This window comes from Desulfobulbus sp., assembly GCF_030824455.1.
In the GTDB taxonomy this organism is placed as follows: Bacteria; Desulfobacterota; Desulfobulbia; order Desulfobulbales; family Desulfobulbaceae; genus Desulfobulbus.
Map to the genome: position 1 here is coordinate 31,032 of NZ_JAVBXR010000108.1, position 22,984 is coordinate 54,015.

Genomic DNA, 22,984 nt, shown 5'->3' on the forward strand with positions numbered 1-22,984 from the left:
AAACATCACCATCCTCGGCGGGCGTTCGTGGACAGTTTCCCCAACTCAAACCCCAGCCAAGCTTCCCTTAGGACCCGGTTTTTGCGGTCGTAAAACGCGGCCGAGGGCTGTCTCCAGGTCGTCGATAAAGCTGTCGCTTCCCAGCGGCCGGCCGGTTCGTTCATGGCGTTGCATCGTTTCAACTTCCTCGGGCGAGGTCATCTGCAGGAAATCGGCCCAATTCGGAACCAGTTCAAGTAAGGGCTCCACTTTGACAAGCCGGTCGTCGACCCCGGCAAGATGCGCTCCGGCGCTGCTCCATGGGTAATCGCCAGGATGGCTCACCAGTTGCGCGGCCACGGGGTTCATTTCAATGTATCGGGCTGCGGCCAAAAGGTAGTTTTCATCCATGGGGCAGGAGGCAAACCGTTCCTGCCAGAGATGGCCGCGCCACTGCTCGCGGCTGTTGATGCGAAGCGTGTACCGCCGGTGGGCTTCGCCGATGGCTCGGGCAAGGCCGCTTTCATTGCTCGGCACGGCGATGAGGTGCACATGATTGGGCATCAGGCACCAAGCCCAGATGGCCACGCCATAGCGTTGGCACCATTCTGCCGTCAGGTCGATGTAGGCGTGGTAGTCGTCGTCGCAGAAAAACGTCTGCTGCCGACGATTGCCGCGCTGGGTGATGTGATGCGGATAGCCTGGGGCTATCACTCGTGCCATTCTTGCCATGATCAACAATCTATCAGGAGCCGCCGGCGGGCGTCAACATTTAATATACTGTCCCCAAATTTATTATGGTTGCGGCAACTTGCTGTTTTTATCCAATCGTCCTATAGTAAGCGCTTTGCGGCGAACCTGAAGGCCCTTACCTGTGAGAATGCGCTATGACCAAGACCTACGCGGAAATTAACGATAAAATTGCATCCGGCAAGGCCGTGGTGCTCACCGCCGAAGAGGTGATCGATTACGTCGACAAGCGCGGCCTGGAAGCCGCCGCCCAGGAGGTGGACGTGGTGACCACCGCCACCTTCGGGCCGATGTGCTCCTCCGGTTGCTTCCTCAATTTCGGCCACAGCACGCCCAAGATGCGCATCTCCGAGGCCTGGATCAACGACGTCATGGCCTATTGCGGCATTGCCGCGGTCGACGTGTACATGGGCGCCACCCAGCTGCGCCACAACGACCCGGCCAACATGTACCACCCCGGCGAATTCCGCTACGGCGGCGGCCATGTGATCGAGGATCTGGTGGCCGGCAAGAAGCTGCAGCTCTTTGGCCTCTCCTACGGCACCGACGATTATCCCCGCCGCGAGATCCGCACCCTGTTCGACATTCATGATCTCAACCAGGCGATCATGGTCAACCCGCGCAACTGCTACCAGAACTACAATGTGGCGGTCAACTGCTCGGACAAACGGATTTACACCTACCTAGGCATCCTCCGCGCCAAGATGCGCAACATGACCTACTGCTCGGCCGGGCAGTTGTCGCCGCTGCTCAACGACCCGCTGTACGAGACCATCGGCGTGGGCACGGCCATCTGGCTGGCCGGGGCGCGCGGCATTGTCTATTCGCAGGGCACCCAGCACTGTTCGCTGGCGGAGCGCGGCGACAACGACGTGCCGGTGGAAGGCGCAGGCACCCTGGCGCTGACCGGCAACATGAAGGAGATGCTGCCCGAGTTCGTGCGCGGGACCAGCTTCAAGGGCTACGGGGTGTCGCTGGCTCTGGGCGTCGGCATTCCGATCCCGATTCTGAACCACGAAATCCTCCGCCGCGCCACGGTGCGCGACCGCGACATCCAGGCCTGCGTCATCGATTATTCCACGGACTATCCGCAGAAGACCGGCAAGGTCCTGGCCCGCTACAACTACGAGCAGCTGCGCTCCGGCGAGGTTGAGCTGAACGGCAAAAAGATCCCGGTCACCTCGCTCTCCTCGTACAACAAGGCGCTCAAGATCTGCAACCTGCTCAAGGCCGAAATCGAGGCGGGCCGTTTCCTGCTCGCCGAACCCAGCCAGCGCCTGCCCCTGAATCAGGGCATGCAATCATTGAACATCACAGGACCGGCGCGATGATCACCAAAAAAATCTATCTCTATTTTCCCAAGAGCGAAACCGAGAAACCGATCGTCTATCAGCTGGTCAAACAGTTCGACCTGATCGTCAACATCTTCCGCGCCAAGGTGACCTCCGAGGAGGAGGGCTATCTCAGCCTTGAGGTGACCGGAACCCAGGAAAACATCGACCGGGCCTTTGGCTTTCTGGGCACCTTTGACGTGGACATCCACGCCGGCAACAAGGGGATGCTCTGGGATGCGGGCCGCTGCGGCCAGTGCGGGGCCTGTGTGGTCCACTGTCCCACCGGGGCGCTGTCGATCATCGACCGGGCCACCCGCACCATCGGCTTTTGCGAGGAAAACTGCATCGAGTGCCTGGCCTGCGTGGCCGCCTGTCCCTTTGGCGCCTGCTCCTCAAACTTCTGAGGCAGGGCGCGGCGACGCCTGATCTCCGATGCGCGTCTATCGCTCCTTTTCCTGGAAGGACACCAACCTTCGGGTCGCCTGCCCGGCCTTTGAGCTGGTCACCCGAACCGTGGTCGAGCACCGCCGACAGCTCGAACGCTACATCAGCCGTCACCCCGAGTTCCTGACCGCGCTGGTTCCGGTTGTCCTCCTCGAGGACGCGCCCGAGGCGGCGTTGCGCATGGCCGCAGCCAGCGCGCTCACCGGGCTTGGCCCCATGGCCTCGGTGGCCGGGACGCTCGCCCAGCTGGGCGTTGAAGCGGCCCTGGCGGCGGGTTGCCGCGAGGCCATTGTCGAAAACGGCGGCGACATCTTTATCCACTCCGACCAACCGGTCGTCATCGGCATCTACGCCGGCGACAACGCCATTGCCGGCAAACTGGCCTTCCGCATCGATCCGCAGGACCTTCCCCTCGCCCTCTGTTCCTCCTCCAGCAAAATGGGCCATTCCTTGAGTTTCGGCAGGTGCGATCTGGCCACCGTGACCGCCAAGGACGGCGCGCTGGCCGATTCCGCCGTCACCCTGGTCTGCAATCGCATCCAATCGGAACACGATTTGACCCCGGTGCTGGACGACGTCGGCGCCATCCCCGGCGTTGACGGCGTCTTCGCGGTCAAAAACGGCAAAATCGGCATGTGGGGCAAGCTGCCGCAATTGGTTCGCAACGACGACGCCGGGGCGCAGGCAAAAATCACCCGCGATCTGCGGTCCGACTTTCAGGGATAATTCCATTTCCAAATCAAGCGAAACATCTTGCACAGCGCAAAACATCGCCGACGAAAGTCTGTCATATAAAGGCGAGATCTCTCCCTCTGGTCGAGATGACAAAAAGCGAAGCTATTCGTGGGGTTCGGAGACGCGGCCCAACGCAGCCCTTGTCGGAATGAGGGCGCTGGAGCGCCCAGGACTGCATTCCCACGCTGGAGCGTGGGAACGATCACACCAGGGGAGATCGTCGTGAATGCGACAGACTTCCTTTGCCCCGGAGATTTCTCGCTGCGCCCGAAATGACCAAGGGCAGGCGCATAGCCGTGGATTTTGGAGCAAATGCCTTCCGCGTCGGTCATTTCGAATGAAGTGAGAAATCTCGCGCCATAATGAAATAGCTCATCGCTGTGCTCGTCGATGACGAAGCAGCGTGCTTCACTTTTGAAAGAGAAATGGAATAAAACGGGCGAGGCGGGCACCTGGCGGGCAGGCGGGCGGAAAAAGGTTCGGGATCGTCCACGGCCGTTCAACCGGCGCGGACGATCCCGAAAAAACGAGGCGGTCTGAAAACTGCTTATTCGGCGGCCGGAGTTGGCGTCGGCGCGTCGTTGTCCACCGGCATGCCCAGCGCCAAACGCAGTTTGCGCTCGATGTCGGCAAGGGTTTCCGGGTGTTCCTTGAGGAATTTCTTGGCGTTTTCCCGACCCTGGCCGATGCGCTCGTCCTGATAGGAGTACCAGGCGCCGCTCTTGTCGACAATCTCGTTGGCCACGCCAAGATCCAGCACGTCGCCGGTCCGGGACACGCCCTCGCCATAGATGATGTCCACATCCGCCTGTTTGAAGGGCGGGGCCACCTTGTTTTTGACGATTTTGATCTTGGTCAGGTTGCCGATGACGTCCTGGCCTTCCTTGATCTGGGTGGTTTTGCGGATGTCGATGCGGATCGAGCTGTAGAACTTCAGGGCATTGCCGCCGGTTGTGGTCTCGGGGTTGCCGAACATCACCCCGATTTTCATTCGGATCTGGTTGATGAAAATAAGCACGGTGTTGGTGCGGCTGAGCACGCCGGTGAATTTGCGCATCGCATGCGACATCAGCCGGGCCTGGAGGCCGACGTGCTGATCGCCGACGTTGCCGTCGATCTCAGCCCGGGGCACCAGCGCCGCCACCGAGTCGACCACCACGACGTCAATGCCGCCGCTGCGGATCAGAATTTCGGCGATCTCCAGGGCCTGTTCGCCGAAATCCGGCTGGGAAATCAGCAGGTTGTCGGTGTCCACTCCCAACCGCTCGGCGTAGTTGGTGTCCAGGGCATGCTCGGCGTCGATAAAGGCCACGTTGCCGCCCCGGCGCTGCGCCTCGGCAATCACGTGCAGGGCCAGGGTGGTTTTGCCCGAGGACTCCGGGCCGTAGATCTCGGTTACCCGGCCGCGCGGCAAACCGCCGACGCCCAGGGCCAGATCGACCGAAAGAATGCCGGTGGGTATGACCGGGATCAACTCCCGCTCCGTGGTTCCCAGCCGCATAATCGAGCCCTTGCCGAACTGGCGGTGGATCTGGGTGATGGCGTTGTCGACGCTTTTTAAACGGCCTTCACTGATATCATTGGACACTGTCATCGAATTCTCCTTATCTGACCTGTATTAACTCGCAAGTAACGCCCGGCGCACCATGTCCACTGCCGTTTGCGCGGTTTTTTCCTGAATTTGTCGGCGAGAGCCGTTGAATCGGCACAACCGGTCAACCACCGTGTTGTGATATGAAAGCCCGAGGTAGACCGTGCCCACCGGCTTTTCCGCTGTGCCGCCGCCGGGCCCGGCAATGCCGGTGGCCGAGACGGCGATGTCGCAGCCGAGGCGCTGCGCCGCCCCGCTGGCCATGGCCCGGGCGGTTTCGCCGCTCACCGCGCCGTATTGGGCAAGCAGATCGGCCTCAATGCCAAGCAAGCCCTCTTTCAAGGCGTTGGAATAGACAATCACCCCGCCCTTGAACCATCGTGAACTGCCCGCCGCCTCGGTGATCAACCCCCCGATCAGGCCGCCGGTGCAGGATTCGGCCACCCCGAGCATCAATCCCCGCTCCTGCAGCAGTCGGCCCGTTGCCGAGGCTAGGGTCTCCTGATCAACGCCGTAGATGTTCTCCCCCAGGGCCTCGCGAATGACCGCGTCCGCCGTCCGGAACCCGGGATCGTCGACGCCGCGCTCGAGGTTGCGGGCGGTCAGGCTGACATGGACCTCGGCCCCGACCGGGTAATACCCGATCTGCACCCCATTCTGCTCCAGGGCGTGCAGCCGTTTGTTGATCTCGATTTCAAACAGACCACAGGTGCGGTAAACCCGCTGGCTCACCGGCACGGCGCGCGAAGCGTCAAAGGTTTGCATGCCGGGCAGCACCTTGTCGCGCAGCAGCATTTCCATCTGCGGCGGCACGCCGGGCAGGAAATAGATGGGCTTGCCCTGATAACGGAGCAGGTAGCCGGCCATCCGGCAGTCGTCGTCCAGCACCTCGGCCCCTTCGGGCAGTTGCGCCAGCTTGGCCAGCGACACCGCCGCCTTGCCGTCGTCTTTGCCCATGCGCGACTCGATGTTGGCCTGCACGCAGGGATGGGTGGCAACCTTCAGCTCCAGGGCTTGGATCACCGCCTCGTTGGTCAGGTCGTCGGTGGTGGCGCCCAGGCCGCCGGTCACCAGGACAAAATCGGAACGCGTGATCGCCGCCTTGAGGGTCGAGCCGATCAGCTCCGGGTCGTCGCCGATGGTGTGCATGGCCTGGACGGCATGGCCCAGCAGAAACAGTTGCCGGGCCGCATAGCCGCTGGTGGTGTTGCTGATGCGGCCCGAGGTCAGCTCGTCGCCAATCGCAATTATTTCTCCAATCATTCCGTCGTCCTCACAGGTCACAGGCCAAGGTTGAAGCGCCAGCTTACCTGTTTTGGCGACTTTCCTCAAGCAGGTCCTCGGCCAGCAGACCCATCGGTTGCCCGTCCTCAACTGCGACCAGCCGCACCGGAACCACCTTGCGGATCAGCCCGGAGCCGCCAGGAAACAGGATCGGCAGATAATTTTCGGAAAAACCCTGCAACAGCCCGGTCTTGCTCTGCCGCCGCTCCACCAGCACCTGATGAACCCGGCCAATATTGTTTGCGTACATGGCCTGTCGTTTTTCCGCATCCAGCGCCCGCAATCGCCGCACCCGCGCCTCTTTCACCGGGCCGGGCAGTTGCTCTCGCATGGAGGCGGCCAGGGTGGAAGGTCGGCGGGAATAGGGAAAGACATGGAGATAACTGACTGGCAGATCGGCCAGCAAACGGTAAGTGTTCTCCGCCTCCTCCTCGGTTTCGCCGGGAAAACCGCCAAGCACGTCGCAACCGATGGCGGCGGCGGGCAGGGTGTGCCGCACCCGATGGATGACCTCGGCAAATTCGGCGCGGTCGTAGCGTCGGTTCATCCGCGCCAGCACCTGGTCGTCGCCGCTCTGCAGCGGGATGTGCAGATGGGGCATGAAATTGGCGTGCCGGCCCATCAGCTCCAGCAAATGCTCGTTGACCTCGGTCGGTTCGATCGAACTGAGCCGCAGGCGGAGACCGGGAAAGTCGCGGCAGAGCCGGTCGAGCAGGCTGTAGATGGTCTCGCCCTCGCTCAGATCCAGGCCGTACTTGCCGACGTTGATGCCGGTGATCACCAACTCGCGGTAGCCCTGCTCGCTGAAAACCGCCGCCTGCTCAAGCACCCCGGCCATGGGCAGGCTGCGGCTGCGGCCTCTGGTGTAGGGCACGATGCAGTAGGAGCAAAAGTTATCGCAGCCGTCCTGAATGCGGAGATAGGCGCGGGTGCGGCCCCGAAAGCGTTTAACCGGCAGGTCGCAGATCTCCTTTTTTTCGCGGATCTTGCCCATCAGCATGACCAGATCGCGCGCGTGCTCGGACAGGGCCGCCTCCACCAGCAGATGCTTGTTGCCGTTGCCGACGATGGTCACCGGAGCCGCCGGTTGTTCGGCCAGATTGAGCACGGATTCCGGGTCCATCTGGGCGTAGCAGCCGGTGACCACGACCCGGGCGTCGGGATGCTCGTGGAGCACCCGGCGGATCAGTTGCCGCGACTGCTGGCCGGCCTTGGCCGTGACTGTGCAGGTGTTGATAACGTACACGTCCGCAGCGGCCTGGAAAGGGACCATTTCGCAGCCCAGGTCCTCAAAGCGGCTGGCGAAAGCGGCGGACTCGAACTGGTTGACCTTGCAGCCCAGGGTGGTGATGGCGATCCGTTTCATGCCTGCTCCTCTGCGGTTGGGCCGGCGGCGATCACCGCGCTGCCGAGAACCCGGTCGTCCGCATAGAACACCGCGAACTGGCCGGGGGTGACTGCGCGCTGCGGAGCGTCAAAGACCAGCCGCCATTGCTCGGGCCCGGTCCGGGTCAATTCGGCCGTGGCCGGGGTGTGGCGCGAGCGCAACTGCACCAGGCCGCGCCAGGGCAGGGTGGGCGGCGTCTGCGTCCAGGCAAGCGATTGCAGGGTGCAATCAACGCGCAGGAGGTCCTGATTTTTGCCGACAATCAGCCGGTTGCCGGCGCCGTCCAACTCCACCACATACCAGGGTGTGGAGTCGGGCAACCCCAGACCGCGGCGCTGACCAATGGTGTAATGCCACACGCCCTGGTGCTCACCGATCTGCCGGCCGTCGCGGGTCAGCACCGGGCCGACGGCATCGCCTAGGCCCTGTCCGGCAAGAAAAGCCGGCAGTCCCTGGTCGAGAAAGCAGACGTCCTGGCTCTCCTCGCCGCCGAACTGAAAGCCCAGCGCGGCGGCCCGCTCGCGGACCTGCGCCTTGGTCCAGTCGCCCAGGGGAAACAGCAGGGGGCGCAACTGTGCGGCGGAAAGCCGGGCTAGGAAATAGGATTGATCCTTGCCGGGGTCAGCGCCGCGGCCCACCCATTGCTGCGCGCCGTCAGAGTGGATGCGGGCGTAATGGCCGGTGGCGACGCGTTCCATCCCCGCCGCCAGCATGGCCTCGGCCAGCAGGCCGAACTTAACGGCGCGATTGCAGCGGATGCAGGGATTGGGCGTCAAACCGGTGTGATAGCTCTGGGTGAAATACCCGATGACCTGCTCGGTGAACGGCTGGCGTAGATCGATCAGGGTCAGCGGCAGCGACAGTCGCTCGGCCGCTTCCCGGACCCGATGCTGCTGGGCTTCCAGATCGGCCAACGGCAAGATCATGAAAAATCCGTGGACCATGTGGCCTTGCTCCTGCAACAGCGAGGCGGCCATGGTGGAATCGACCCCGCCGCTCATGGCGACGCCGACCTTGAGTGCAGTCATGCGCACTGATCCTGGGGAGAGACGAAACGGTACCGGCGGCGCCAACAGCCAAAGGCGGCGCCCGGCAAACAGGCAGGCAGACTCACAGCAGCGACGTCAACACCTCGCAGTCGCGGCAGATTTCCATCTTTTCCTTCCAATTTTTGTCCGCCGCGCACTCGCAACGGGTGCCGCTGAGGAACCAGCAAAGATGGCCCGCCTGAAATTCCCAGGCCGGACATTCCTTTTTCCGGTCGCATTTTTTGATTGTCCAACAGTCCTTGCGCTTGGCCTGGTCGTCGCCCCGCTGATTGACTGCCAGAAAATAAAGCTGGCGTTCCACGTGAATGGGAATGGCGCGCCAGCCCTGTTCGTAACTCTGCACGGCTTTGAGAGAAACTCCGAGCAATCCGGCCAGCGCTTTTTGGGTTTTCCCCAGTTTTGCCCGTAAATGAGAGAATGTTTCACGATTCATAATTCCGCCCAGGATAAAAGAATGCCTAAGCCAAGAGATACCACAAGGTGCGGAGGCCGGCAATCCATTTTCCCGGTCGCCGGGCATCCGGCGATGGTTGCGGGCGGCACGGCAGGGAGACGGAAAAGTCCCTGGAAAAGTGGAAAATAATAGTGTATTTTCCGTCATACAGAAAGGATTGGCGGCGTTTTCCGCGCCGTCCTTGCACGAGACACGATTTGACTACCCAACCGGGACAAGAGAGCGGCACACATGACCGAACAGCAGAAATTGAACGGCACCGGAATATCGAGATTGAAACGGGCAATAACCTGCTCGTCTGCGGGCATGTCCGCCGCCTTTCGCAATGAGGAGGCCTTTCGTCAGGAGGTGCTACTGTGCTTGGTGCTGCTGCCCCTGGCCTGCTGGCTCGGCGCCGACAATGTGGAACGGGCACTGCTCGCCGGCAGCGTGCTCCTGGTGCTGATTGTCGAACTGATCAACACCGCCGTTGAAGTGGTGGTCAACCGCATCAGCATCGACCGGCACGAACTGTCCGGCCTGGCCAAGGACCTCGGCTCGGCCGCCGTCACCATGGCAATCCTCACCACCACCGTCATCTGGGGCTTGGTGCTGTTCACCTGAAGGGTGGGCACGGCAGCATCGCGCCCACCAACAACACTCATTCATTACGATTTTTTTTTAACCGTCTGGTTGCAATCTCCACCCTCCGTCTCCCTACGGGAGGGGCATTCTTTTGCTTGCCCAAAGAAAAGAAGCAAAAGAAAGGGCCGCCCTGCCGCTGAGACGACCCCGGTCGCCCACCGTGGCCACCAGAGCCAGTTCGCAGCAGTTCACCACGCCGCCGCCCCGCCCCTTCTTCCCATTATTTCCGTTTAATTTCAGCCAATTAAAAAAACTTTCACCCTCCTTGGCAGGGTGTCGTTTGCAACGCAACCGTTCTCTCCCTCTCGATGATTTTCTGTTTGACACACAGAAAATGATTTTGTAACACTTCCCATTGCCAGATATTACTGACGCAAAATTTGTATTACTTCGTTGTCCATGCTTTCGCGCTCTGGATGAAACGATAGACTACGATGCAGCATCGTAACAAGGAGGAACCTTCATGCACATGGCTGACGCGCTTCTTTCACCCGCCGTTGGCGGCGTCATGTGGGCAACCACCGCCGCAACCATCGCCTTTTGCGCCAGGAAAACGCAACGGGATCTTGACGACCGCAAAGTCCCCCTGATGGGCGTGCTTGGCGCGTTTATCTTTGCCGCCCAGATGATCAACTTCACCATCCCGGCCACCGGTTCCTCCGGTCACCTCGGCGGCGGCATGATCCTGGCCATCCTGCTTGGCCCCTATGCGGCCCTCCTGGTGATTGCCTCGGTGCTGACCGTGCAGGCCCTGTTTTTTGCCGACGGCGGCTTGCTGGCCTTGGGCTGCAACATCTTCAACCTCGGCGTCTTTCCCTGTTTTATCGCCTATCCCTTGATCTACAAGCCCGTCGCCGGCGACGGCTCAAGCCCGAAGCGCCTGGCCTTCGGGGCCACGCTCGCCGCGATTGTCAGCCTCCAACTGGGGGCGCTGGGGGTGGTGCTTGAAACCGTTGCCTCCGGGATTTCGGCCTTGCCGCTGGGCGACTTCCTCGCCGCCATGCTGCCGATCCATTTCGCCATCGGGCTAGTGGAGGGTCTGGTCACTACGGCGGTGATTTCCTTTGTCTGGAAGGCGCGCCCCGAAATCCTTGCGTACAGCGCCGTCTCCCGCCCCTTGGGCAACCTGTCCATCGCCAAGGTGCTGGTCGGGCTGGGCCTTGCGGCGATTGTCACCGGCGGGGCGCTGTCCTGGTTTGCCTCCTCGTTCCCCGACGGCCTGGAATGGTCCATGGCCAAAACCTCGGGACAGGAAGAACTCGAAGCCCCGCACCAGGGAATTCACCATTTGCTCGCCGGCATCCAGGAAAAAACCGCGTTTCTGCCAGATTACGCCTTCCAGAGCAACGAACCCCAAGCGAGCGCCCCGGAAGCGTCGGCGCCGTCCTGGCCGGCGGTGGACGCAGGCACAACCACCTCAGGCCTGGTGGGCGGCGGGCTCACCCTGTTCCTAGCCGTTGCCGTCGGTTTTCTGTTGCGACGACGAACGCAGTTCCGATAACCCTTTTTCCTGCTGCAGCGTGCGTTGTTCAAGCAGCGGTGGTTTCGCGCCATCGCTGCTTTTTTTCATGTGTCGAGGCTGCGCCCGGAGGCGCGTGCATGGCCAACATCGAATCCGCTTTTGTTGATCTGGGGATTCTGGACGCGCTTGCCGCCCGGGATTCGATCGTCCACCGGCTCGATCCCCGGGTCAAGGTGCTGACCGCGGCAGTATTTGTGCTCTGCGTGGTTTCCTTCGACAAGTACGTTATTGCCGCGATGCTGCCGTTTGCCCTGTTTCTGAGCCTGATCCTGGGGCTGGCCGGCATCCCGGCCCGGTTTGTCCTCAAACGCCTGGTCCTGGTTGCGCCCTTTGCCGTGCTGCTTGGCCTGTTCAATCCATTTTTTGACCGACAGATCCTGCTGCACCTCGGTCCTGTCGCCGTTTCCGGCGGCTGGTTGTCGTTTCTTTCCATCCTGTTGCGCTTTGGCCTGACTGTCGGCGCCATGCTGACCCTGATTGCGGTCACCGGCTTCAACGGTGTCTGCATGGCCATGGAAAAAATGGGCATGCCCAAAATCTTTGCGGTGCAGTTGCTGCTGCTCTATCGCTATATTTTTGTGTTGGCGGACGAAGGCCAGCGGATGCACCGGGCCAGGGCGCTGCGTTCGTTTGACGGCCGGGGAACGGGAATCACGACCTATGGCCATCTGATCGGCGGCCTGCTGCTGCGCACCCTGGATCGGGCCCAGCGCATCCATCTGGCCATGCTCTGCCGTGGTTTTGACGGCACGATCCGCACCAGCCGGCCGCCCCGGCTGGTCGCCCGCGACGTCCTGCTGTTCGCCCTCTCCTGTCTGCTCCTCATCGCCATGCGCCGCTACGATTGCTCGTTGCTGCTGGGGCAGTTTCTCACCGGACTTGTCCCATGAGCCGCGTTCCATGAGTCATCACATCGTTGAAGTCCAGGATCTGAGCTACACCTATCCCGACGGCGCCGCCGCGGTGCGCGGCATCTCCTTTCGCATCCACCACGGCGAGTCGGTGGCCGTGGTCGGGGCCAACGGGGCCGGCAAATCGACCCTGTTGCTCCATCTCAACGGCGCGCTCACGCCCCAGCGCGGCACAGTGCGCATCGGCGATTTTCCCCTCACTAAGGCAACCCTCAGGGACATCCGCCGCACGGTTGGGATGATTTTCCAGGACCCGGACGACCAATTATTCATGCCAACGGTGTTTGAGGACGTCGCCTTTGGTCCGCTCAACCTTGGCCTTCCGCCCGAAGAGGTGGAGCAGCGGGTGCTCGCCTCCCTTGCTCGGGTCGGGGTGGAACATCTCCGCGACCGGCCGCCCTATAAGTTGTCCGGCGGCGAAAAACGGGCGGTCTCCATTGCCGCGGTGCTGGCGATGTCGCCCGACATCCTGGTCATGGACGAGCCCTCCGCCAACCTGGACCCGCGCGCCCGCAGAACCCTGATCGAACTCCTGGCCGGTTTTCACCACACCAAGATCATCGCCACCCATGACCTCGACCTGGTGCTCGATCTCTGCCCGCGCACCATCGTCATCCGGGAAGGCCAGATCATGGCCGACGGACCCACCCGTGATATTTTCACCAACGACCGGCTGCTTGAAGAAAGCCATCTGGAAAAACCGTTGCGGATGCAGGCCTGTCCGGTCTGCAGTGGGAGTATGGCGCGGAAGACGGAGGACGCCGGCTCAGTTCACGAGCACTGAGCGCAGCCCGGCCCGACCAGCCGGCTGCAGCCGCCGGGTCCCGGCAGCACCTGGATGCGGAGGTCGATGCGGTCCTTGAGCATCGGCACGTGGGAAATGACCCCGATCAGCTTGCCGTCCTGCTGCAGTTCGGCCAGGGTCTGGAGGGCGACGTCCAGGGCCTCTTCGTCGAGGGCGCCAAACCCCTCGTCAAGGAACAGGGAATCGACCCGGACATTGTGGCTGGCCATGGCCGACAGCCCCAACGCGAGGGCCAGACTGACCAGAAAGCTCTCGCCGCCGGAGAGATTGCGGGTCGAGCGGATCTCGCCGGCCTGGTAGTTGTCGATCACCAGCAGGGCCAGAGGCTCCTTGGGATCGCGGAGCAGGATGTAGCGGTCGCTCATCTTGCGCAACTGGCGGTTGGCATGGCTGATCATCACCTCAAAGGTCAGCCCTTGGGCAAACACCCGGAATTTCTTGCCGTCGGCCGAGCCGATCAGCAGGTGCAGCAGTTCCCACCGCTCCAGCTCCTTCTCCTGGGCGGCCAGGGCCAACCGCTGGGTTTCAAACTGGATCGCGTGGCGACGGTTGACCGCCAGTCGTTCCCGGTCGGCGCCGATCCGCTGCTGCAGGGTTTCCAATTCCTGGGCGCGCGCCGCCTGCTCAATCAGCAATTCCGGCTGCTCCTGCTCGCCCTGACGCTGCTCCTCTTCCCGGGCCAGCGCCGCCTGGGCTTCCGCCCTGCGGGCGATGAGCACCGCCTGTTCCTGTTCCAGCCCCTGCTTGATTGCATCCAGTTCCGCCATAGTCTCAGGGGGCAACAGGGCCGTGCAAAAAGCGCCCAGGTTGTCAAATCCGGCCGCAGGCAGACGACCGAGCAATGCCGCCTCCAGGTCCCGGCTTTGCGGCAGCAGAATTGCGGTTTCCTCGGCCCCGACCCGCAGCTGTTCGCTCTGGGCGTGCAGGGTTTTGTCGATAACGGCGAGGCGGGTGCGGACGGCCAGCTCCCGCTTTTCCGCTTGCTGCACCAGGGTTTTGAGCTTCTGTTCTTCGAGATTGGGGTCCCGGTCGCCGTAGAGCTCAAACCGCTCTCCCCGCAAGCGGCCCTCTTCCCGGCGCGCCTCCTCAAGCTCGGTGGCCTGGCGGGCCAGGGTCGTGTCGATGGCGGCCAGCAGCAGGTCGGCCTTGTCCTGTTCCGCCTGCAACTGGACCTGGAGCCGCAGTAATTCCTCTCGCTGCTGCTGTTGGGCCTTCCAGACCTGCTGCCGGGCTTCCAACTGATTCAACAATTGCCCGGCCTGCTGCGACGGGCAATCACCAATCCCAAGCGGTTGCAACTGGGCCAGCAGTTCGGCGCGACCGGCGGCGATCAGCCCGCGTTCCTCCTCGGCCTGCCCCGCCAGTCGGCCCATCTCGTGTTCAATCGCCTCGCCGGCGTGACGGGCCGCCTCCGCCTGCCGAAGCACATCAGCGTGGCGGGCTGCGGCCTGCTCCAGCGCGGCGGCCACGGCCTGCAGGCTGCCTTCCGCCGCTTCGACGGCCTGGATGCGTTGCCGCAGGGCCGCCGTCTCCCCTCCTTGCTTGTGTCTGGCCTCCAGCAACTCGGCCGGCGAATCCGCACCAGCGGCGTCTCCCAACAGCTCGCGCATTGCGGTCAGCTGTTCGGCAACCTCCCCGAGTCGCAGCCGTCCGGCTTCGATGCTGCGCCGGGCGTGTTCGCTGTCCTTGTTGAGGCCAACCAGCGATTCGCGCTGCTCGGCAATCAGCAACTGGGTCCGTGCCAGCTCGGCCTGGGCCTGGGCAAGGGGCTCGTCCGTGCCTGCGGCGATAGGCCGCTCAACAGCCCAGGGGTGTTCAATCGCGCCGCACAGGGGGCAGGGATCGCCCTCGGCCAGCCGGGCGCGCTCCTCCTCGTAGCTGCGGATGCGCAACGCCAGGAGATGGTTGCGCTCGCACTGCGCCGCCAGTTGCTGCTGGAGTTGCCGTTTGTCCTCCAAAACCTGCAAGGCGCTGGTGTGTTGCCGCGTGGTCTCCTGCAAGACGGCAAGCCCGCCGGCCAACCCGGCCAGCTCCTCTTCCAGGGCCTTGCCCCGGGTCAGGAGTTCGCCGGCCTGTTCCAGCCGCCGCAGCCGTTGTTCTCCCTGCTCGATCCGGCCCCGCCAGAACGAAGCGGGCTGGCCCTCCAGAAGGTTCTGGATGTGCGCCTGCGCTTCCTGCCGCCGTTGTTGCAACTCCGCCGCCGCCTGGGCCGCCTGCGCCTCGGCCTGACTGAGGCGAGCGACAGTCGAAGCCGCCTCTTTGCGGGCGACCTGCTGGTGCGCGTGGCTCTGCGTCAACCGAACCAGCTCGTTTTCCCGTGTCCCGAGCTGCTGGAGTTGCTGACGAAAACCGGCCAAATGCTCCACCAGCAGCCCGTCGGCGGCATGGTCGCGCAAAAAGGCGTCGACCAGATGCAGGCGGCCGGCGGTCTCGGCAGCGGCCTGCGCCTGCTCCCGTCGGCGAAGCAGCGCCTGTTCGCGTTCCTGCCCGGTTTGCCGCTGACTAGCGCTCACCTGGGCAATGATCTTTTTCTTCTCGTGAATATGAAGATCCAGCGCCCGCACGATTTTGATTGTTTCATGCTCCCGGCCCTGAAGCGCCGCCGCCTCCTGCACCTGTTCGCAGGCTCGGACATGCTCCTCGGCCACCTGGCGGTGCTCCTGCTGCATCCGGTCGCTCGCTGCGCGCAACTCTTCGCCCCGGACGCGCAAAGCGCTCATCCGCTCCTGCACCTGGGTCAGCCGGGCGTACTCGGCAAACAGCGTCTGGGCGCGCTGGCCCAGGTCCAGTCTGGCCAGATCAGGCCCGGCCAACTGGCGGCGCTGCTCCAGATCGAGCAGCTGCCCGTCAATGGTCGCCAGCTGCGTCTTGAGCGCCTTGATGGCGGCAAGCCGGTGCAAGGACTGGCCGATCCGGGCCAACTGCTCTTGCAGGCCGGTCGCCGCCGCGGCGCCTTCATTGATCGCGGTCACAAGCGCCTGTTCCTGCTCCTCGTCGAGCAGCGCGACATTGCCCATCGCCTCCTGCAGCAGGCCGACCTTGCGCCGTTCCTCGCTGGTGCGCTCATGCACCGCCACGGAGATGCGCGAGTACACCGACGAGCCGGTGATCTGCTCCAGGATCGGGGCGCGCTGATCGGCGTCGGCTTCGAGAAAGGCGGCGAAGTCGCCCTGGGCCAGGAGGATCGAGCGGGTGAACCGGTCGTAATCCATGCCGGTCGTCTGCTCCACCAGCCGGCCGACCTCTCGGCTTCGGCTCTCCAGCACCTTGCCGCTCGCGGCGTCGACCATCTCGTGCCGGGGCGGTTGCAGATCGCCCTCTGGACTGCGGCGGGCGCGGTGCTGACCCCAGTGGCAGCGGTAGCGCCCCTGGCGGGTTTCGAATTCCACCTCGGCAAAGCAGTCGCCGGCCCGGCGGGACATAATCTCGTTGCTGCCCTTGCTGATGTGACCCAGGCGCGGCGTGCGCGCAAACAGGGCCAGACAGATGGCGTCGAGGATGGTGGATTTGCCGGCGCCGGTAGGGCCGGTGATCGCGAAGATACCCGAAGCCGCGTACTCGGGCGCGGTGAAGTCGATGGCCCAGGAACCGGCCAGCGAATTGAGGTTGCGCAGCCGGACGGCAAGAATTCTCATACCCCGCCCTCCGCCTCGTTGTCTTGTTGGGCTAAAGCCTCGGTGATCTCACAAAAGGCGCCGCGCAGCAGGCGCCGCTGGCCCTCTTCGATCTGCTCGCCCTCCAGACGGCGTTCAAAGACTTGGTCGACGGTGAGATCATCAAGCGATTCCGCCTCCTGGCCCTGCTGCAGCGCATAATCGTAGATGCGGTTGTTGCGGATGCGCAGCACCACCAGCTCCGAGCCTTCAACCGCCGCCAGCATCTGTTCCCGCAGATTGGCAACAACCGCCTCGCCGTCGTAATGGAGTTCAATCCAGGCGGTGGAGCCCTCGGCCTTGAGTTGCGCAAGGCCGGCCAGCAGCTGGTCCAGATCGCCGCGCAGGGTGGCCAGCGCCTGAAAGGCGGGTACAACGACGGGCTCGGCCGCAATGTCCCGACCCTCGGCAACGAGGAGAAGCACCGCCTTGCCCTGACCGGCCTCGGCAAAGCTCATCGGCAGCGGCGCGCCGCTGTAGCGCCGGGTTGTGGAGCCGGCGACCAACTGGCCGATGTGCAGATGGCCCAGGGCCAGATAATCGATGCAGTCCGGGAAGCTGGCCCCTTCGATCCGGTCCAGGCCGCCGATGCTCAGCTCGCGCACGCCGTCGCCGTCCCTGGTTTGCCCGCCGGCGACAAACAGATGCCCCAGGGCGATCAGCGGCAGGTCGGGATCGATCTCCCGGCGCAGCAGGTCGGCCTCGGCGCAGACCTGCTGGTAATGGGCCCGGACGCCCTCGCGCAGCTGCCGCCCTTTTTCCTCCAGGGTTTCGCCGGCCGCAGCAAGGCGGATGTCCCGGTCGCGGAGAAAAGGCACGGCGCAGACCACAAGCTCAGGCGTTCCATGGCGGTCCCGCAGCAGCAGGATCTCCTTGTCGGGCTGATCGCCGGCCATGCCCACCACATGGATGTCGAGCTGGCGCAGCAGTTCGCGCGGGGCCTCCAGCAGGGCGGGCGAGTCGTGGTTGCCGCCAATCACCACCACATGGCGGCAGGCCGACCCGGCCAGTCGATGGAGGAACCGGTAATAGAGCGACTGGGCGCGGCTGCCCGGCGCGGTGGTGTCAAAGACGTCGCCCGCCACCAGCAGCGCGTCAATCCCCTGCGCCTCAATCAGCCCGGCCAGCCAGTCGAGAAACCGGCCCTGCTCTTCGTGGCGCCGTCGACCGTGGAACCGATGGCCCAGGTGCCAGTCCGAGGTGTGGATCAAACGCATGGGCATGGGCAAATGCAGTTCAATGCGGTTAATAAGCGCTGATCTTGACGTCCATGGTGAAGACCTCGCCTTCCACCTCTTTGACCAGGGCCTGGCCGGCGATCACCGTCTTGCCGTCATAGGTCAGGGTGGGGCCGCCGTGGAGCTGCCAGCCGCGGTTGAGCTTGTCGGAAACGCGCTTGCAGAAGGTTTCGTCGTCGGGTCCGGTAATACAGCTGTACAGTTGCATGTTCTCGCCTTATGAAATGAATGATGTGAAGGAAGGCGCGCCGCTCCCCGGTGCGGGGCGTGGACGCGCGCGCACTATACTAGATCGGACCGGAGATCGACAAATGATTCATCGCCCTTTTGATCCGTTCCGCGACCGACTGAGCCGGGACATCCGCAACCAGCTGTCCGAATCCCTGCTGGTCTGTTTGCGCGAGCGTCGACTCGCCCCCGCCCAAGAGTAGAGAAACAGGATAATGAAACGGGTGGAATCGGGATAAAACGGGGGCAAACGGGATCGAATGGGAATGGAAAGGTAGATGAATTTGGCGAAAATCAAAAACCATCTTGACTGTGTCAAAATGGTTTTTTTGGTGAAAAAACTTGAACGGTGAGACTCAGACCACTTGCTTACCTCACAGGGAAGAATCTTGAGAGACGGATTGTCTTTTCATTCCCTGTAAAAATCTTCCAATAGCGCTCTTTGATGGTGCCCGGTTTTTGCCGAATTTTTTTACAAGCTCTTCGTGCCACTCTTTAAGCGATAGGTACCGGTCAATCCCGAGGATGTAGGCTTTTATCTCTTGGTCCTTGTTGATTGTACTTATGCCTCCTCGCCGTCGACGAATCAAATTCGAATTGAACCCGAGGCATGAATGATCAATAACGTCTTCCGGTGGATTATGCCCTGAAGCGATGATATAAATTCCTGCCGAAAGAATTGCTACGGCATCGTTCTTATGTAACCCTATCAGGCCTTGTACGATGGCCTCAGCCTGCTGGACGATCTGATCTGGATTCCAGGCCTTGTCCTGGTTGGATGAGGTATCTTTGGTCATGCTATTCCCCCTGCTGCGCCTGTAGCGCGCGGTTCATTTTTCTTGTTGCCACCATTACGCTTCCGGCTGGCAACCCGTCCTTTCAAAACCTCGATCAAGTGATGCGCCATATCAGCGGTCATCCATTGCCAAGAGGCCACTTTCACCTCTGGGCCGCCCCGACCATTCTCCAGGAAATGATTCAAGGTGGCTTCCATCTGCTTGTCGGCTCCTTTCGACCATTCATCCCGGAGAGACCACCAGAGCCCGAAAATGAACTCAAGCTGGCCCATGCTGGGGCGGCCTTTCCTTGCCGCCACCTTGCCGGCCCTGGCCAGGAGTTGGGCGCCTTCTGGAAGATCTTCCCACCTCCAAGCAGCAACGCTCTTCCGGACCTTCTTTTCAGCCTTGTCGGCAAGGTTGCACAGATGGCCGATAACGGCTTGAATCTGGCGCGGGCTGCGGAGATCCTTGCAACTGTTGACACCGGCCCGGTTCCGCAGAATATCGCGGTACGTGTCGTCATCCAGACCGCAAACCCGCTGCAAGGTCTTTATTCTCTTGATCTCGGTGTTGGTGATCATAACGGCGCTCTCAACCTGCGGCCGCCCGCTGCAGCTCTTCCTCTTGGCTCAGCAAATCGCGCAAAGACGTTTTCCCGGCCTTCGCCGTCTGTTCCTGTTGTAGGGGCGTCTTTGTCGCGACGGCCGCCCTTGCCTTGCCGTGCTGCTTTCCCTGCTTCTCGTGCTCAGAGGGAAACAGCGCCTCAACATCATCAAGCAGCACCTGCCGCCGTCCGGAAAGCAAAGCCTGTTCCATCAGGCAGAATAGCATATTCTTGAGATCTTCGAAATTATGGCTCCCGGGAAGGCCCGCTATCACCTTCACGGCATCAGCGGCCACACTGGATTTCATCGCCCTTGTGACAAAGTACTCAACCTCATCGGGTGATAACCCCTTCATCTGCACAGCATCAGCACGGAGCTTGACTTCAGAAACGCCCGGTTTGTTCATCGGATCTGACTGACCAACCAGAATGACAGAGAACAACTCTGATTTTCCCATCCAGTCCATTTCCCTGATTCTCTTCAAGGAACGAAGCGTCATGCCGTGCAGGTGGTGCGCCTCTTCAATGATCAGGACAACATCCGTTCCGGTTGAGGCTTCTCCAAGTATGCGCCGAAGCTGCCGAGCGCGGATCTCCCTGCCTCGCTTCGGCTTCTCATTGCTCAGATCAAGGATCAGCGCCTGCTCGATATCGCCGATGAGCAACTTGTGGATGTCGTTTGCCAGCGCCGCAGCCCGCCGGACATTCTTCAGTTTGTCCAGCGCGGACCGGACTGCATTGCTTTTGCCAATTCCCCGCTCGCCGATCACGGCCACCATTGATCGGCTCTTGACGGCCATGCTCACGACTTTCCCTATTTTGACATGATCCTGGCTCTTGATGCCGACCTGTTTGAAGGGATCATTCGAGAAACCAAATTCGGCCAAAAGCTCCAGCTTTGAAACCTTAACCATGTGCATACCTCCTTTTTTCTTGCTCCCTTTTATCAAGGATCTTCCCCGTAAGTTCTTCAACAAATGCTCGACTCAGCCCGTGTTCCGTGAATTGCTGCTCAAGCCATGTCCAATCCTCGTCTCCTTTCTTGGGATATTCCCCCGTTCTCTCCATGAAGCAGCCCATGGCCTCTTCCAGGGAGCCAAAGGTATCCGTCCTGGTGATGAATACTCGGTCAAACGGCCGTTCTTCCTGCGCCTTGACAGGAAAGTTGATGATCTTCTCATCCACATTTTTTTCCTGGAACAGGGTTGCCGTGATCTGCAAATCTTGGCCAGCCTTGACGTTCTTCTGGTGTTCAGTATGGGGGTGGGCTGTAAAGGTGCCGACAGGGTTGGGCTTGAACGGGATAACCTCATATTTCTGCCCGGTTTTTACATCCTGGACGATGATGTCATCGGTGTGTGCGCCTTTGATTACCCACACCCAAGCGTCGTGCAGGCCCTTGACTTCAAAGAGTTCTGTATCGAGCCTAAATGTGCCGTCACGTTCAACCTTTCTCTTTTCCCGTGTGTTGATCGTTGCAATGGCACCGGCTGGCAACGGTCGAACGCCGCCGAACTGGGAAAGGCCTATCCTTTTCCACATCTGTTCACGGGTCACCCTTTTTTCATAGCGGTGGTCCCTGCGGTTGTATTCTGTGTCCAGAAAAATCAAAAACTGTCTGTTGAGTTCGCTGAGAGTGATTTCAAATTTTTTCCGGTCATCAACCACCAAGAACTGTTTCTCGAAGCGCTGCCAAAGAGTACGCCAAGGTCGTTCTATCTTACCGTGGGCATCCTTGGCTCCGGGCTCGCTGGGGTCTATGGCTACATCCAGGCGTGCAAAAAAATCTTCGGCCATCTTGCCCCGCATCATCGGCCCCTTGTCGCCTTTGATGCTCTCCGGCAGGCCGTGGAACGTTTTATCTTCCGTTTTACTCCAGGCCCATACCAGGAATTCCAGATTTTCAGCTGCTGTTTCACCGGTAGCCGCCATATACCGCGCCGCCAAACAGCCGGAGTAGTCATCGACAACTCCGTATATCCAGAGCTTCATCTTGATTGGAAGAGGTTTGTTCTTGTAATTCTGGGACGATCCTTCATGCAGTTTCAACAGGTAGTCGCCATCCGGAAGGGCTTTGACCACATGGAGGAATTGTGAGGTTGAGGCGTCGACATGGTGCAGCTGGTTCGGCCGTTCAGCCTGGAAACGCTGTAGCCGGCGGCGGGTCTTGTTGAGCTGGAGTTCCCGTGCGCACCGGTTGAGACTGCCAACAGTAAATAGTGGCGCGTCCTCCGGCAGCAGGTTGTTTTTGCGGGCCACGGCATAGGCCTGATCTGTTGAGAGTGGCGTGGTGCTGTCGGGCACCCTGAATTTAACCTGGTAGACGATCCTGGTGATATCCTCCAAAGAGGAATTGCCGCTCTTTCCCCGCACCCTGTCCGTTTGCTGAAGTGCCCAAATTTTCTTAACAGAGCACTCCAGCACCGACGCCCACCTGGTGATAATAGCCGTTTTGGTCCCTCTCGGCGCCCGCTGCAATTCCGCCTTGATCTGCAGTTCTATCTCAGGGGTGAATGCCATGCTCTCATATCTCCGGGTTAAAGGCGTCAATCCATTCCCGGTAAAATTTGTCGAGCGTATTTCGGGCCAAATTGATATTGCCGTCGATTTTGTTCCGTGTGACCATATCGCAGTTGAGTCTTTCATCATTCAAGAACTGTTGAGCCAAGGAGACCACAACCAAAGTCGCTTTGGTGAGTTCTGTAACTTGGCTTAACGCCCATTCTGGGGTGGCGTCATCGACCGGAGCGAATTTTTGCAGGTCTTTGCATTGTTTCACCAGGGCGGCATTCTCAGCCTTCAATCCTTTGGTTTCCTCGGCAATGATTTTGTCCCGGTTCTTCTTCTCCTTTGCGAGATCGGCCGCCAATTCCTTGGCGCTCTTGAGCTGCCAATCTTCCAACGGCGTGCCGTAGATGGTGCCCTCCTCCTTGAACTCCTCAAGATCATCTTCTGGCAGATCGAGCAGACAAAGCGCTTTGGTGATGCCGCCCTTGGCCAAGGCCTGGAGCTTCGGATCACTCTCCAGTCTCAGGGCAACCTTCATGAATTTTCTGGCCTGTTGGGCGGATAATGGAAAATTTGCCTCCAGCCATTTTGTGAAATTCCCATGTCCTTCGACTTCCTTGATGATTAGGAGCTTGCGACCAATCTCAATATAGGCCGTGGTGATAAACCCAACTTGCACTTGAATTTCTGCCGTAAGTCGTTGAATATCGTATTCCTGGCCACCGAGATACTTTTCCACCATCTTCAGGGCTGTCTCCCTGATCGCTTCATCGGCATTGTGCTGGTCGATCACCTGGAGGTCGTTTCGAAGCTTCCGATGCCCTTCGCCGATCTGCACTTCAGCGTCATCGGTAACCGCTTTTGCATGTCCTGTTTCTTCCGTCATGAATCTCACCTCTATCATTGAGCTTGAAGCAGATTTGATGCTTGCATAAGGCCTTCGTTTACCTGTTCGAGAATCCGCGACAATCCTTCGAACCCATCTATTGTCACATCTTCTTTAATAGAAGGGGAACCCGTCACATCGCGAAGAAATGCCACAATCTCCCGCTGGCTCCCTATAATATCTACGGCCATTATCACCTTGTTCCGTTCAGCCATTTGC

The 22,984-nt window shown here is 61.0% G+C and carries 22 protein-coding genes; 7 read left to right on the forward strand and 15 right to left on the reverse strand.

Annotated features, from left to right (window positions below; genetic code table 11):
* Positions 1-45: 45 nt before the first annotated feature.
* Positions 46-711 carry a transposase gene (locus tag RCH93_RS13425; protein WP_373693297.1) on the reverse strand — a complete coding sequence of 222 codons (666 nt, stop codon included), beginning with the start codon at positions 709-711 and terminating at the stop codon, positions 46-48.
* A gap of 155 nt (positions 712-866) precedes the next feature.
* Between RCH93_RS13425 and RCH93_RS13430 the strand changes: the two genes are divergently transcribed.
* Genes RCH93_RS13430 through RCH93_RS13440 form a run of 3 tightly spaced genes read left to right on the forward strand, consistent with a single transcriptional unit; the run spans position 867 to position 3,233 of the window.
* On the forward strand, positions 867-2,060 hold the full coding sequence (locus RCH93_RS13430) for a homocysteine biosynthesis protein (protein ID WP_306548929.1): 1,194 nt from the start codon (positions 867-869) through the stop codon (positions 2,058-2,060).
* Positions 2,057-2,467 carry an NIL domain-containing protein gene (locus RCH93_RS13435; RefSeq protein WP_306548930.1) on the forward strand — a complete coding sequence of 137 codons (411 nt, stop codon included), beginning with the start codon at positions 2,057-2,059 and terminating at the stop codon, positions 2,465-2,467. Before RCH93_RS13430 ends, RCH93_RS13435 begins: the two co-directional genes overlap by 4 nt.
* Before the next feature lie 28 nt (positions 2,468-2,495).
* The gene (locus RCH93_RS13440) at positions 2,496-3,233 is read left to right on the forward strand and encodes a UPF0280 family protein (RefSeq protein ID WP_306548931.1); all 738 of its coding nucleotides are present in this window, start codon (positions 2,496-2,498) and stop codon (positions 3,231-3,233) included.
* Positions 3,234-3,789: 556 nt separating this feature from the next.
* Here RCH93_RS13440 and recA read toward each other — a convergent pair.
* The 5 genes from recA to RCH93_RS13465 all read right to left on the reverse strand — a co-directional run bounded on the left by recA (position 3,790) and on the right by RCH93_RS13465 (position 8,986).
* A complete protein-coding gene (gene recA, locus RCH93_RS13445; RefSeq protein ID WP_306548932.1) occupies positions 3,790-4,836 on the reverse strand; it encodes a recombinase RecA in 1,047 nt (348 codons plus the stop codon).
* A gap of 24 nt (positions 4,837-4,860) precedes the next feature.
* Positions 4,861-6,096, reverse strand: coding sequence for a CinA family nicotinamide mononucleotide deamidase-related protein (locus tag RCH93_RS13450; RefSeq protein ID WP_306548933.1), 1,236 nt, complete (start codon positions 6,094-6,096; stop codon positions 4,861-4,863).
* A 43-nt stretch (positions 6,097-6,139) separates the two neighbouring features.
* Positions 6,140-7,483: a tRNA (N(6)-L-threonylcarbamoyladenosine(37)-C(2))-methylthiotransferase MtaB gene (gene mtaB, locus RCH93_RS13455; protein WP_306548934.1), complete on the reverse strand. Its 1,344-nt coding sequence runs from the start codon at positions 7,481-7,483 to the stop codon at positions 6,140-6,142.
* A complete protein-coding gene (gene mnmA, locus RCH93_RS13460; protein WP_306548935.1) occupies positions 7,480-8,532 on the reverse strand; it encodes a tRNA 2-thiouridine(34) synthase MnmA in 1,053 nt (350 codons plus the stop codon). The genes mtaB and mnmA overlap by 4 nt, the downstream gene beginning before the upstream one ends.
* A gap of 82 nt (positions 8,533-8,614) precedes the next feature.
* Positions 8,615-8,986, reverse strand: coding sequence for a DNA-binding transcriptional regulator (locus RCH93_RS13465; RefSeq protein WP_306548936.1), 372 nt, complete (start codon positions 8,984-8,986; stop codon positions 8,615-8,617).
* Positions 8,987-9,238: 252 nt separating this feature from the next.
* Here RCH93_RS13465 and RCH93_RS13470 point away from each other — a divergent pair, with 252 nt between their 5' ends.
* From RCH93_RS13470 to RCH93_RS13485, 4 genes are all read left to right on the forward strand, one after another.
* Positions 9,239-9,610, forward strand: coding sequence for a diacylglycerol kinase (locus tag RCH93_RS13470; protein ID WP_306548937.1), 372 nt, complete (start codon positions 9,239-9,241; stop codon positions 9,608-9,610).
* A gap of 484 nt (positions 9,611-10,094) precedes the next feature.
* A complete protein-coding gene (locus RCH93_RS13475; RefSeq protein WP_306548938.1) occupies positions 10,095-11,132 on the forward strand; it encodes an energy-coupling factor ABC transporter permease in 1,038 nt (345 codons plus the stop codon).
* 98 nt (positions 11,133-11,230) lie between these two features.
* On the forward strand, positions 11,231-12,043 hold the full coding sequence (gene cbiQ, locus RCH93_RS13480) for a cobalt ECF transporter T component CbiQ (RefSeq protein ID WP_306548939.1): 813 nt from the start codon (positions 11,231-11,233) through the stop codon (positions 12,041-12,043).
* Positions 12,044-12,053: 10 nt separating this feature from the next.
* Entirely contained in the window at positions 12,054-12,848 is a 795-nt protein-coding gene (locus tag RCH93_RS13485) for an energy-coupling factor ABC transporter ATP-binding protein (RefSeq protein WP_306548940.1), read from the forward strand.
* On the opposite strand, the gene RCH93_RS13490 is transcribed toward RCH93_RS13485, so the two are convergent.
* From RCH93_RS13490 to RCH93_RS13530, 9 genes are all read right to left on the reverse strand, one after another.
* Positions 12,836-16,504, reverse strand: a complete 3,669-nt coding sequence (locus RCH93_RS13490) for an AAA family ATPase (RefSeq protein ID WP_306548941.1) — start codon at positions 16,502-16,504, stop codon at positions 12,836-12,838. The genes RCH93_RS13485 and RCH93_RS13490 overlap by 13 nt on opposite strands.
* Positions 16,501-17,745 (reverse strand): exonuclease SbcCD subunit D C-terminal domain-containing protein, encoded by a 1,245-nt coding sequence (locus tag RCH93_RS13495; RefSeq protein WP_306548942.1) that lies wholly within the window; start codon positions 17,743-17,745, stop codon positions 16,501-16,503. Before RCH93_RS13495 ends, RCH93_RS13490 begins: the two co-directional genes overlap by 4 nt.
* A gap of 22 nt (positions 17,746-17,767) precedes the next feature.
* Positions 17,768-17,968 carry a DUF1737 domain-containing protein gene (locus RCH93_RS13500; RefSeq protein ID WP_306548943.1) on the reverse strand — a complete coding sequence of 67 codons (201 nt, stop codon included), beginning with the start codon at positions 17,966-17,968 and terminating at the stop codon, positions 17,768-17,770.
* A 394-nt stretch (positions 17,969-18,362) separates the two neighbouring features.
* Positions 18,363-18,785, reverse strand: a complete 423-nt coding sequence (locus RCH93_RS13505; RefSeq protein WP_306548944.1) for a hypothetical protein — start codon at positions 18,783-18,785, stop codon at positions 18,363-18,365.
* Positions 18,782-19,348, reverse strand: a complete 567-nt coding sequence (locus RCH93_RS13510; protein ID WP_306548945.1) for a phage protein GemA/Gp16 family protein — start codon at positions 19,346-19,348, stop codon at positions 18,782-18,784. The genes RCH93_RS13505 and RCH93_RS13510 overlap by 4 nt, the downstream gene beginning before the upstream one ends.
* 10 nt (positions 19,349-19,358) lie before the next feature.
* Positions 19,359-20,285 carry an AAA family ATPase gene (locus tag RCH93_RS13515; protein ID WP_306548946.1) on the reverse strand — a complete coding sequence of 309 codons (927 nt, stop codon included), beginning with the start codon at positions 20,283-20,285 and terminating at the stop codon, positions 19,359-19,361.
* On the reverse strand, positions 20,278-21,891 hold the full coding sequence (locus RCH93_RS13520) for a hypothetical protein (RefSeq protein WP_306548947.1): 1,614 nt from the start codon (positions 21,889-21,891) through the stop codon (positions 20,278-20,280). Before RCH93_RS13520 ends, RCH93_RS13515 begins: the two co-directional genes overlap by 8 nt.
* Before the next feature lie 4 nt (positions 21,892-21,895).
* Positions 21,896-22,765, reverse strand: a complete 870-nt coding sequence (locus RCH93_RS13525; protein ID WP_306548948.1) for a DUF3102 domain-containing protein — start codon at positions 22,763-22,765, stop codon at positions 21,896-21,898.
* Positions 22,766-22,779: 14 nt separating this feature from the next.
* Positions 22,780-22,980: a hypothetical protein gene (locus tag RCH93_RS13530; RefSeq protein ID WP_306548949.1), complete on the reverse strand. Its 201-nt coding sequence runs from the start codon at positions 22,978-22,980 to the stop codon at positions 22,780-22,782.
* Positions 22,981-22,984: the final 4 nt, after the last annotated feature.